The organism is Acinetobacter sp. CY05 (assembly GCF_059515805.1).
This window is the reverse complement of record NZ_JCAKMW010000027.1, coordinates 17,928-29,965: the sequence shown is the minus strand read 5'-3', so window position 1 is coordinate 29,965 and position 12,038 is coordinate 17,928. Positions and strand designations below refer to the sequence as shown.

The following is a 12,038-nucleotide window of genomic DNA, read 5'->3' as shown; positions in this document are numbered from 1 at the left end:
GTAAGCATCCGCTGAACCCCATACCTATTTTTTAATTTTGGTCGGGTTGCCACCGGTGTGGCAGTAATTCTTCAATTTGGGTCACTTTGTGTGTCGGTAGCCTTTTCAGCACATCACTTAAATAGGCATACGGATCCAAGCCATTGAGCTTTGCTGACTGGATTAAAGTCATGATATTGGCAGCTCGTTGGCCACTGCGCAGCGAGCCAGCAAACAGCCAGTTCTTGCGTCCTAAGGCCCAAGGTCGCATCTGATTCTCTACCCAATTATTGCAAATCGGTAGATTGCCATCATCCAGATAGCGGCTTAAAGCTGGCCAACGCTTCAGCGTGTAATTGATGGCCTTGGCGGTGGGAGAACTCGATGGCACCGTCAGTTGATGTTGGTTGAGCCATTCATACAGTTGTTGCATCACCGGTTGACTATGCTGTTGTCGGTATTCGCGGCGCTGTTCTGCTGTACCATCGGTCTTTTTTCTGAGTTCTGCTTCTATGGCATACAGTTTCTGAATCAGCACTAATGCCTGTTCAGCGACCTGACTTTTTTTGGTCACATGCAGTTCATGGAATTTACGACGCGCATGCGCCATACAGCCCACCTCAACGACCTGGCCTGATTTAAAGCGTGCTTTATAACCACTGTAATCATCACAAACCAGATGACCCTGCCAGTTTTTCAGGAACGCTTCAGCATGCTGACCTGAACGACTATCCTGAAAGTCATAGATCACGGCTTGAACCGGATTGTACTGTGTGGTGGCATAGGCCCAGACATAACCTTTCTTCGGTTTTTTCTCATCATCACCCATCCGCATGATGGTGACTGGTGTTTCATCTGCATGCAGCACCCGCTGTTGCAGCACCACCTGTTTTAAGGCATTGGCCAGAGGTTCCAGTTCTACACCGCAGCGACCTATCCAGTCAGATAAAGTGGATCTGGACAGATCAATGCCAGCCCGCTGATAGATCAGGCGCTGACGGTACAGCGGTAAATGATCGGCATACTTCGATACCAGCACATGGCTGAGCAGTTCAGGACTGGCAATACCTTTATCAATCACATAGGCGGGCATCGCTTGCTGAGTCAGGGTATCACACTGATCACAGACCCATTTGCCACGGACATGCTGTTCCTTGTAGAACTGTGCCGGTCTGAAATGCAGTTTTTCACTGATATCTTCGCCGATACGACGTAACTGGCAGCCACAACTGCATTGGGTTGATGCAGGTTCATGCTCAATACGGATGGTGTGTAGATGATCTGGCAGCAGTCGACGTTTAGGTTTGTTGACTGTGGCTTTCTGTGTCGCTGCATCGGTTTTATCTGCATTTAATCGTTCTAATTCCAGATCAACGGCTGCGATATCTTCTTCGACCGCTTCGTCCCATAGATGGATTTGTTTTGCGGTGAGATGTTCGTTTTTACTGCCGAATTTATGCTTTTTAAACAGCGCCAGTTCATGCTCGTATTTTTGATTGAGAATAGAAAGATGCTGAACTTTGGCATCCAATTGCTGGTTTGATTTTTCTAATTCTTGATTTGATTGTGCCAGAGACTGATGCTGCATTGCCAACTGCTGGGTAAATTCCAGCAGTTGTTCATGGGTCAGTTGGCTTAAGTCAGGCAGCGTATTCATGATCGCAGTATGCCTGAGGTCATGACGCAGAGGAAATAGAACGTTTGGAGAATAGCAGAATAACCGAGCTTGGTTTAGAGCATTGTGACCACTTGCTGTCGTCCAATGCGCTGCCAGGGCAAACCCTGGATTAATGCCTGTAACTGTTCCGGGTTGAGGGCCACGGTTTCACCTTGGTGAACTTGAGCCCAGTGGAATTTTCCCTGTTCCAGCCGCCTGGCACACAGCCAGATGCCCAGTCCATCATGTACCAGCACTTTCATACGATGGCCACGTTTATTACAGAACAGGTAAGCACAATGCGGTTTAATGTAGCCAAAGGCTCTCACCACCTGAGCCATGACAGTATCCATCCCTGCTCGCATATCCAGAGGTTGGGTAGAAAGCCAGATTTCATCAATGCGGATCATGTTGCCAGTGCCTTGAGTAATTCTGCTAAAGCAGATATTTCTGATACTTGCCATTTCAAGCCAATTTCTGCTTTTGAGTGGGGTAAAGTAATTTGAACCTTTAACATGTCAGTAGGAGTAGGATCTAATGGTGCAGAGCAAGATAAGGCAATAAATGCAGGTTTATTCGGTAGTGGTGAGCGATCACTCCCTGGCTTAGCATCAATTAAGCGAATCCATTTGGATACAAGATTTGTATTCAATCCATGTTGCAAAGCGACCGAAGCAATTGAAACGTCCGGTGCTTTACAAGCCTGAACGATCTGCTGTTTAAATTCAGCACTGTATGTTCTTCGTTTTTTCGCAAGAGATGCGATGGATGTCTGGTGATTTGTAGTCATAAATTTTAGTCCCCACTTGTTTTTAAGTGGGGACTAAATTAAGGCTTATAGGATGAATTCATAAGGTGTGTTCAGCGGACGCTTACAATACATCAACAATACTAAGGATAAGACTATTCCGATTAGTCCGATCATGTTTAATTCCTATTTATTATTATAGCCAGATGTAAAATACATCCTTCATCATGTATATATTTCGATTAAATAAAAGTCAACGGCTACTATTTTTTAGCAGCTACAACATGGTTTTTTTTGGTAAAACTGACTCTTTATACGGTTAATTCGTCTGTTAGTATTCATCAAAAGGTAAATATTTTATAAGACAATTAAATATACATATAAAAAAACTTGATTAATTTATTATTTAGTGTATAGTTAACTTAACTAGAAAAAAGTCTTGTTCGGTAAATCTCTATTAAGTATCGCAGTTTTATTTATAATCCTTCGTTTTTTTCAGATTTTAAGCGCCAATCTTTATTATTTTCAAAGTTACATTCAGTCAGTAAAACGACTTAAAATTATTAAAATTCAGTAGGATATATTATGTCAAACTCAAATGTTGTTAAAGGTACAGTAAAGTGGTTTAACGAAACTAAAGGTTTTGGTTTCATTCAGCAAGAGTCAGGTCCAGATGTTTTTGCACACTTTAGTGAAATTGCAAATTCAGGTTTTAAAACCTTGGCCGAAGGTCAAATGGTTGAGTTCAGCGTAACTCAAGGTCAAAAAGGCCCAAATGCCGTTAATATTGTTGCCCTATAAGCGGTTAACGATATTCAAAAAAAGCACTAATTTTAGTGCTTTTTTTATACATTAAAAATTAAATGAGTTGAACAAATTGTTCATCGAATGCATTTCTATTTTCTTGTAGACCCTTTTATTTTTAAAGATCTTAATTTTGGTCTTACATTTTTTCTTTTTCTTTTTCTTTAGGTATATATATGCTGACACAAAATATTCATGTCATAGATCAATTTGGCAGTAAATTGTCTATTCAAGCGACATTCAATAAAGTCCTCTCATCAGCTCATACAGTTGATCACATTAAACATATTACTGTAGATGGTGAAAATATCCGACCAAGTTTTGAAATGCTTTTTCAAAGCAACGTCACAACAAAGATTTATAGAGTTATCTAAGCTGCTCTGGACAGATCTAAACAATAGTCATAAATCCTATAGTTTCGATCTGAATTTTCATAACATATTTTAACAATTCGGGATCAATATAGGATATGCAAGTGAAATAAAAATAGATAATATTCATGTTATCTTAGTTACTTAAATGTTATATGTCCTCCCGAATACGTCAGTTTTTTAAACGCTTTTTTCCTCAAAATACCACACACGTTTTACAACTTAAGCAAGTATTACGTAGTGAAAGCGAAGTTTATTTATTTCAAAAACACCAGAACAGTCACTGTCCACAAATAAAGCGTGCCATTTATGCCACTTTACGAGAACGTGGTTATAGTCGACAAGAAATTCAATTAATGTTGAATTAATAAAAAAAGGGCGATCACGCCCTTTTTTAGTGTTGCGCTTGTGGACTGTTCCCAATTTGCCATACATAAGGTAAGGGGTTTTGGTTAATCAGCCAGTCTCCTATGACTTTCTGCTTATATATCGTAGGGTTGTGTGAAGAAATCACACGGGCATTACGCCAGAATCGATCAAGTTGTTTTTGGCGACTTGCAGCTGAAGCACCTAAACTGTTGAATAATTTTGTGCTTAAATCAAGGACCAGATCGCTAACCACCACCTGACCTTGCGAAGCACTCAGTTCTGCTGCATCATTGGTGATTAGATCTTGTGCTGTGTCTTGCGAAAAGTGACTGATATAAGCCTGATCCAATGCTTTTGCTGTATCTAAGGTGATAGTTTTTGCAGCATAACTTTGCGCAGAGGCTTGACCAATGACTTGCAGGATTTGAGGATCATGCCGGACTAAATCGGCATTACCATGGCTATAAATACGGTCACGTTTTTTAACTTCTGCACTAAATGTTTCCACTGCTGCCTGGGCAATACCTGCTAAAGTTGCTAAATGTATGACTTGATAGAATGCTGTTTGATATTTAAATCGTTGTGTGAATGGTAGGATATGATCTGCAGGTACCGATACATGTTGTAAAGTTAAAGTACCACTACCTGTGGTTTTTTGACCAAAACCATCCCAGTCATCTTGTATATCAACCCCCTGTGTATGGGTAGAAATCGCTGCGATGACATGCTGATCTTGTGTCTCATCATAAGCAAACAAATCAATCCAATCCGCATAAATGCTACCTGTGGAATAATACTTTTTACCATTGACCCAAAATTGGCCCTCTTGATCTTGCGTTACACGGGTAAGAGTATCACCAATTTGGACTTTACCAATCTCAGTCCAAGCATTACCGACTAAATCTCCCTGTACAAAGCGTTTAAACCAAACACTCTGATCTTGGTCACGATGTGCAACCAAACGATCTTCAACAAAGGCAAAATGACCACGTAAGGCTTGTACAAGATTTGAATCAGCTGCGGCAAGTTCAATGAGAAGTTCAAAAAGTTGCTGTTGAGATACTCCATCGCCTCCATATTCGAGCGGGATCCGTACAGCACCAAAACCTGCTTGTTTTAACCATTGAATTTGTTCAAAGGGTAATTGACGTTCGGTTTCTCGTTGTACCGCACCCTCAGCAATTTTTTTAAAAATTGGACGGTACTTTGCCGCCACTTGCTGGTAATCGGTACCTAGAGATAAATGAGAAGTGGTGATTGTGGTCATGATTTAGCTCCAAGCATGACGTGGTGGTGGCACATCATTTAAATAGTAGTTACCGATCAAATTAAACTTCCAACGTACAGGGTCATGTAAGGTATGTGTACGTGCATTACGCCAATGACGGTCTAAGTTGAGTTCACTTAAAGTCGAACGCGTGCCCGCTAATTCAAATAGTTTGTTGGTTGATAAGATAGCCAATTCGGTCGTCAATACTTTGGCTTCAGCAGTCAATAATGTTGCTTCTGTTACCTGAGACTCTGTAGGTGATTCAATCGCTTGGTCAATGGCTAAAGCAGCAAGGTCAAGTACTGCTTCTGCCGCACGTTGTTTAATTTTAAGTTCACCGATATTGGCAAGCGTGTAGGGATCTTGCGTGGCTTTTTCTAGACCAGAATCAATCCAAGGACGAGTGTAATGTTTAACATAGTGAATTGTTGCCTCAATTGCAGCGCGTGCAATGCCTGCATCAACAGCGGCTTGAATAAACTGTGAAATCGCCCCCGCTGCTGTAGGACGTTCAAAGGCCTGATGAATCGGAATCAGATGTTCTAAATCTACACGAACATTTTCTAGGATGACTGTGCCACTTGCTGTCGTGCGTTGGCCAAAACCACTCCAATCATTGATAATTGTGAGACCTTCGCTGTGCTGTGGAATAATGGCAGCATAAGCTTGCTCATTGTATACAGCCACCACAGGAATCCAATGTGCCAATAGCGCGCCAGTAGCAAAGAATTTTTGGCCATTTAAGAGGGCATAATCATCTTGTACAGTGAGGGTTGTGGTCAGATCAGCCACTGTTTTTGAGCCTTTTTCTGAAAAGGCATTACCTAAACGTTTGCCTTTTAGTACCTCTGTAAAGAAAAATTGCTGTTGTTCTAAGCTTGCATCTAAACGAATGTGCTCTAAAAAAGCCCAGTGATTTTGTGCAATCTGTCCTAAGGATGAGTCAGCTGCGGATATAATTTTAACCACTTCACCTAAAGTCTTATAACTGACTTCGGCACCACCAAAGCGTTTGGGTACCGTCATTGCCCATAAACCTGATTGTGAATAAGTGTGAATCTCTGCTAAAGGTAGACGACGCTCCTGATCACGTGCACCTGACTCTAAGCTAAATTGTTCTGCTAATTGTTGAGCAATCAAAATTGCTTCGGCATCATTTTGAATAATATGTGCAGGTGACTCAAGCTGATAAAAATCTTTAGGAATCTGACTATCTATTTGAATTGGATCAATAATTTTTGCAGTCATTCTTGGCGCTCTTAGTGAAATTAAGCCTACGCTAGCATGCTGAATTTCACTTAGGGAAATAAAAAAAATTGCAAAATTAAGTAGGTTTTTAATGTTGATATTTAAACATTTATTTTTTATTCAGCATTTTTCACGCTATCTAAAGCAGATTTTGACAAATATAAATAGCTGATATCCAAACAGTGAATTGTTATAAATAGGGGTAAATTTTTTATTTAAGATGCATAGCAATAGTAACTCAACTAGATACAACAATATGGCTAAACAAATTCGCTTTAATGCTTTTGAAATGAACTGCGTTGCGCATCAGTCCCCTGGTCTTTGGCGTCATCCTGATGATCGTTCGACAGAATATAAAGATTTAAAGTACTGGACAGATTTAGCCAAAATTTTAGAACGTGGAAAATTTGATGGCGTCTTTTTGGCCGATGTGCTGGGCGTTTATGATGTGTACCATGGTAATAATGAACATGCTCTTACAGGTGCGGTACAAGTCCCAGTCAATGATCCCCTACAAGTGGTGCCGGCAATGGCTGCCGTTACCGAGCATTTAGGCTTTGGCGTAACCACCTCGATTTCATTTGAACATCCCTATCCATTTGCAAGACGTATGACGACGCTTGACCACTTAACCCAAGGTCGTGCCGGTTGGAATATTGTGACTTCGTATTTGGAAAGTGGCTCTAAAAATTTAGGCTTAAAAACGCAAGTGAGTCATGACCAACGTTATGACATTGCAGATGAATATCTAGAAGTTTTGTACAAGCTTTGGGAAGGCTCTTGGCAAGAAGATGCTGTTGTCCGTGATAAACAACGCGGTGTATTCGCTGATTTTAAAAAGGTACATCCGATCCGTCATGAGGGTAAATATTTTAGTGTTCCAGGTACCCACATCTGTGAACCGTCTCCACAACGTACCCCTGTATTATATCAAGCTGGTGCATCCAGCCGTGGCCAGCGCTTTGCTAGCCAGAATGCAGAATGTGTGTTTATTTCTGCACCGACTAAAGCGGCAGTGAAGCCGCTCGTGGATGGGATCCGATCGAATTTAGTTCAGGAAGGTCGCGCACCAGATTCTGTTTTAATCTATACCATGCTTGCTATTGTCGTTGATGAAACTGATGAGAAAGCCCAGAAAAAATTTGCCGAATATCAACAATATGCCAGTTATGATGGGGGTCTGACCTTGGTTTCAGGGTGGACGGGTGTTGATTTTTCTCAATATCAATCCACAGATCAAGTTGAATATATTGAGACCAATGCCATCCAATCTTTGCTGAACTCATATGTCAAAGCAGATCCAGATAAAGTATGGACCATTGAAGAAATTGCCAAATGGACCAGTATAGGTGGTAATGGTCCTGTAATTGTTGGATCACCCACTACTGTAGCAGACCGTTTGCAAGAATGGGTGGAAGAGACTGGTCTTGATGGTTTTAACTTGGCTTATATCCTCGCACATCAATCTTTTGAAGATGTTGTGGACTACGTGGTACCTGAATTACAACGCCGTGGTGTGTATCAAACAGAATATCGCCAAGGTACTTTACGTGAAAAACTGTTTGGTCAAGGCCCACGTCTAGGTGAAGATCACCGTGCTGCACAGTACCGTGACTTAACTCAACAGAAAGTCGAGCAAGATGAGCTCATAGACGCTTAATCTTGGAAGAGCCCGATTTTGATCGGGCTGGTTTATATTGTGTTGGGTACAGATATTGTATGATGATCCTCAATTGTTTCATTGAAATAGAATATGGGTCATGCAAAAAACATACTTAGTCACTGGTGCTAGCCGTGGCATTGGGCGCGCAATCTGTGAAAAAATCAAGGATGAAGGTCATGAGGTGATTGGGATTGCAAGACATCCAGAAAACCTTAACTTTCCTGGAAAAATGTTCCAGTGTGATCTTAGTGACACTCAGCAAACTCAAGCGATATTAAATACTATTGCGTCCCAATATCAGATCCATGGCATTATCAATAATGTAGGAATTAGCCGACCTCAGGCTTTAGGTGAGATTGATCTGAATGCATTGCACGATGTATGGAATCTCAATGTGAGGTCAGCCGTTCAGGTGACGCAGCATTTTGTTGAACAATTAAAACAGCAACAGTATGGTCGTATTATCAATATTGGTAGTCGAGCGATGTATGGCTCCAAAGACCGAACTGCCTATGCTGCCGCAAAAAGCGCTTTGGTTGGCTGTACGCGTACTTGGGCACTTGAACTCGCACAATATGGCATTACAGTCAATTGTGTCGCACCAGGACCGATCGAGACAGAGTTATTTAGACAGACTCGTCCTAAAGGCAGTGAAGCTGAAAAAGCATTATTGGCAAATATCCCAATGGGCCGTATAGGTACGCCAGCAGATGTAGCCAACGCAGTCTCATTCTTACTCTCAGCGCAATCAAGCTTCATCACTGGCCAAGTGATTCATGTTGATGGTGGCGGAAGCTTGTAGATTTAACGCTCTGTACGGCATTCCCGACTTGTAATAGCGGGATCTCAATGAAGTGATCTACGATCTGATACAAAAAAGCGCGACCTGATATCGCGCTTTTTTACAAACACAGCTTATATTATTGACCTACATTATGCCCAGATAACCAATATGGCAGCGACAACAACCAAGACGAGCCCCCAGTGATCGCGCCTAGCTAATTTTTCTTTAAAGAAGAACATAGAAATGAGTAAGCTAAATAAGATTTCAATTTGGCCTAAAGTTTTGACAATCGCAACAGACTGTAAACTCATGGCACTAAACCAACCTAATGAAGCCAAAAAGCTGCATAGGCTCACTTTTAAGGTTAAGCCTAGACGCTGCCACAGTGCATATAACGTTTTTCGACTAAACAGCCCTAAATACAGCAACATACTGATACATTGGAAACTAATCACCCAGAATAAGACCCACGCCGCGCGGTGTAGATGTGGCAGCATGGTCAGCTCTAAACTGGCCTCTCTGACTAAGAGTGAGGTAATGGCAAAACATAGGCCACTTGCAATACCAATCGTTAAAGTGGAAACAGATAAATCTTTCAGTTGTCGTCCACTACTGAGTAAAAATACTGCCACAGCACCCAATAACACCCCACCCCATGCATATAAACTTAATGGCTCACTTAAGAACAGCACGGCGATGATGGCAGCTAAAATCGCTTCACTCTTGGCCAACCCCACACCAATGGCATAATTTTTTTGCTTAAAGAGTTGTACCATCAGTGCAGTAGCTGCAATTTGGGTAATGCCTGCAATGACAATATACACTGCAAATTGCAGATTAAAAGATACATTGGTCTCTACAGGATGGGCATGATACATCCATGCTAAATAGGCTATGGCCAAGGGTACAGCAAATAAGAAACGTGCCAATGTCACCCCATAGACATCGACACTGCTACTGAGTTGCTTCTGAAAAGCATTCCGCCACGCCTGCATGAAAGCAGCCATGAGGGTAAAAAGAATCCAAATCAAAGTTGAGGTCCCATGATATAACTGTGCTTAATGTACGCCTCAAAACTTGCATTTTCATCTTTTTATCAATGAAATTTTCTTATTGATGTTGTGACTAAAAGTAAAAGCGCCCTTAGCTTTTGGCTAAAGACGCCTATAGGTCCCAAGTTTAGTGTAGAGGTGCTTTTTCTAAATCTTCTTGACGTGCTCCTAGTTCAGAACGTACCACTTGTTGTTCAAAACCGGCACGGTCAATACGTGCACGCTCACTTTGATCCAGTTTAGAAACTAAAATACTCACCATAAACGCAAAAGGCATCGAAAATAACGCAGGATTATCATAAGGGAAAATCGCCGTTTGATAGCCCATGACACCCACCCAAACCGTTGGTGATAAGATCACCAGTACAATGGCTGAGATAATGCCTGTAAATCCTCCCCAAATCGCGCCACGCGTGGTGAGATCTTTCCAATACATCGCTAAAAATAGCACAGGAAAATTAGCTGAAGCGGCAATACCAAAGGTCAGCCCCATTAAGAACGCAATATTCATTTTTTCAAATAAAATACCACACGCAATTGCGACGATTCCTAAGCCAATCACCGCTAAGCGTGACACCAGCATTTCTTGTTTTTCCGTTGCTTGGCCTTTTTTAATTACTTTACTAAATAGGTCATGGGAAATCGCAGACGCACCTGCTAAGGTTAAACCTGCAACCACTGCTAAGATCGTGGCAAATGCCACAGCAGACAAGAAGCCAAGTAAAGCGTTACCACCGAGTGCACCGGCTAAGTGAATCGCGACCATGTTCGAGCCGCCGAGTAATTCTCCACCGACTTGACCATTGACAAAAAATTGCGGACTGGTGCCGACAATTGAAATTGCAGCAAAACCTAAGATACAGACAATAATAAAGAAATAACCGATATAACCTGAGGCATAAAACACAGAGCGCCGTGCATCCGCTGCATTGGGCACAGTAAAGAAGCGCATTAAAATGTGCGGTAAACCGGCTAAACCAAAAATCAAGCCAATCGAAGTGGATAAAGCATTAATTGGATTAGAGAGCATACCTCCCGGTTGTAGGACTTTTTCACCCAGTTGATGGCTGGTGACCGCAGCATGTGCTAAACGATCTAGACTAAAACCAAAGTGCTTGAGTGCGAGATATAGGAGCAATGTGCCACCAAAAAGCAGTAAAATCGCTTTGGTAATCTGAATCCATGTTGTGGCCAGCATGCCACCAAACATGACATATACCAGCATGAGACAACCCACTAAAATGACTGAAATCTGATAGTCAATTCCAAAGAGTAGTTTAATCAATTGCCCTGCCCCCACCATTTGTAATAACAAATAGCACACCACCACAATCAGTGAGCCACACGTGGCTAAAATTCGGGTTTTTTGTGGATCTAAGCGGTAGGATACAATATCAGCAAAGGTATAACGGCCTAAGTTACGTAAGCGTTCTGCCATTAAAAAGGTCAGAATAGGCCAACAGACAAAGAAGCCCGTCACATAAATAAAGCCGTCATATCCTTTGAAAAACACCATACTTGAGACACCAAGTAAGGTAGACGCCGACATATAATCACCCGCAATGGCCAAACCATTTTGTTGGGCGGAAATAGAATTGCCCGCAGTATAGAAATCTTCTTTTGAACGGGTACGCCGTGCTGCCCACCAAGTAATCAATAAGGTCATGAATACCACGACAGCAAACATACTAATTGCGGTCCAGTTTAAATTTTGCCCTGCGGCATAGGCAGGCAAGCTTAAACTTAAGCCCAATAACAGTAGAAGGAATTTATTCATAGTGATACTCCTTCTTGAGACGTAACTTAATCTGATCAAAATGACGATTGGTAATGTAAATATAAATACCTGTGATCAACCAACTGACAATAATCACTAATGCTGCTAGAGGTAATCCTACCGTTAACACACGATCACCAAAGGTTTGTGCCAGAATTTCAGGTTTAAAACTCGCAATTGAAATAAATATAAAGTAAATGATCAACACGCTAGCACTCAGTAGCCAGGCAAAACGATTGCGAGAACGTACCATCGCCTGAAAATGCTGATCTTGAATAATGGCTTGTTCTTGTTGTTGTATATCCATATAACATGC

13 protein-coding genes are annotated in these 12,038 nt (G+C 41.7%); 5 read left to right on the top strand and 8 right to left on the bottom strand.

Translation table 11 applies throughout. The features are described from left to right. Positions 1-31 precede the first annotated feature (31 nt). The 3 genes from tnpC to tnpA form a co-directional block, all read right to left on the bottom strand. Positions 32-1,636 carry an IS66 family transposase gene (tnpC, locus tag AC5YCD_RS14030; RefSeq protein ID WP_496128784.1) on the bottom strand — a complete coding sequence of 535 codons (1,605 nt, stop codon included), beginning with the start codon at positions 1,634-1,636 and terminating at the stop codon, positions 32-34. A gap of 74 nt (positions 1,637-1,710) precedes the next feature. Further along, positions 1,711-2,046, bottom strand: a complete 336-nt coding sequence (tnpB, locus tag AC5YCD_RS14025) for an IS66 family insertion sequence element accessory protein TnpB (RefSeq protein ID WP_164709242.1) — start codon at positions 2,044-2,046, stop codon at positions 1,711-1,713. Next, positions 2,043-2,426, bottom strand: coding sequence for an IS66-like element accessory protein TnpA (tnpA, locus tag AC5YCD_RS14020; RefSeq protein WP_218999213.1), 384 nt, complete (start codon positions 2,424-2,426; stop codon positions 2,043-2,045). Before tnpA ends, tnpB begins: the two co-directional genes overlap by 4 nt. 543 nt (positions 2,427-2,969) lie before the next feature. Here tnpA and AC5YCD_RS14015 point away from each other — a divergent pair. The 3 genes from AC5YCD_RS14015 (at position 2,970) to AC5YCD_RS14005 (ending at position 3,927) form a co-directional block, all read left to right on the top strand. Next, entirely contained in the window at positions 2,970-3,185 is a 216-nt protein-coding gene (locus AC5YCD_RS14015) for a cold-shock protein (protein WP_496130623.1), read from the top strand. 179 nt (positions 3,186-3,364) lie between these two features. After that, positions 3,365-3,562, top strand: coding sequence for a hypothetical protein (locus AC5YCD_RS14010; RefSeq protein WP_496130622.1), 198 nt, complete (start codon positions 3,365-3,367; stop codon positions 3,560-3,562). Between the two features lie 152 nt (positions 3,563-3,714). Further along, positions 3,715-3,927: a hypothetical protein gene (locus AC5YCD_RS14005; protein WP_496130621.1), complete on the top strand. Its 213-nt coding sequence runs from the start codon at positions 3,715-3,717 to the stop codon at positions 3,925-3,927. 26 nt (positions 3,928-3,953) lie between these two features. Here AC5YCD_RS14005 and AC5YCD_RS14000 read toward each other — a convergent pair whose 3' ends face one another. Next, positions 3,954-5,195 carry an acyl-CoA dehydrogenase family protein gene (locus AC5YCD_RS14000; protein ID WP_496130620.1) on the bottom strand — a complete coding sequence of 414 codons (1,242 nt, stop codon included), beginning with the start codon at positions 5,193-5,195 and terminating at the stop codon, positions 3,954-3,956. Between the two features lie 3 nt (positions 5,196-5,198). Then, complete coding sequence (locus AC5YCD_RS13995) at positions 5,199-6,446, bottom strand: SfnB family sulfur acquisition oxidoreductase (protein WP_496130619.1); 1,248 nt, start codon at positions 6,444-6,446, stop codon at positions 5,199-5,201. Between the two features lie 256 nt (positions 6,447-6,702). Here AC5YCD_RS13995 and AC5YCD_RS13990 point away from each other — a divergent pair, with 256 nt between their 5' ends. Both AC5YCD_RS13990 and AC5YCD_RS13985 read left to right on the top strand, forming a co-directional pair. Continuing rightward, positions 6,703-8,106, top strand: a complete 1,404-nt coding sequence (locus tag AC5YCD_RS13990) for an LLM class flavin-dependent oxidoreductase (protein ID WP_496130618.1) — start codon at positions 6,703-6,705, stop codon at positions 8,104-8,106. A 100-nt stretch (positions 8,107-8,206) separates the two neighbouring features. Then, on the top strand, positions 8,207-8,911 hold the full coding sequence (locus tag AC5YCD_RS13985; protein ID WP_496130617.1) for an SDR family oxidoreductase: 705 nt from the start codon (positions 8,207-8,209) through the stop codon (positions 8,909-8,911). Between the two features lie 131 nt (positions 8,912-9,042). On the opposite strand, the gene AC5YCD_RS13980 is transcribed toward AC5YCD_RS13985, so the two are convergent. The 3 genes from AC5YCD_RS13980 to AC5YCD_RS13970 form a co-directional block, all read right to left on the bottom strand. Continuing rightward, on the bottom strand, positions 9,043-9,924 hold the full coding sequence (locus AC5YCD_RS13980) for a DMT family transporter (RefSeq protein WP_496130615.1): 882 nt from the start codon (positions 9,922-9,924) through the stop codon (positions 9,043-9,045). A 148-nt stretch (positions 9,925-10,072) separates the two neighbouring features. Continuing rightward, complete coding sequence (gene actP, locus AC5YCD_RS13975; RefSeq protein WP_496130614.1) at positions 10,073-11,722, bottom strand: cation/acetate symporter ActP; 1,650 nt, start codon at positions 11,720-11,722, stop codon at positions 10,073-10,075. After that, positions 11,715-12,029 carry a DUF485 domain-containing protein gene (locus AC5YCD_RS13970; RefSeq protein WP_496130613.1) on the bottom strand — a complete coding sequence of 105 codons (315 nt, stop codon included), beginning with the start codon at positions 12,027-12,029 and terminating at the stop codon, positions 11,715-11,717. Before AC5YCD_RS13970 ends, actP begins: the two co-directional genes overlap by 8 nt. Positions 12,030-12,038 lie beyond the last annotated feature (9 nt).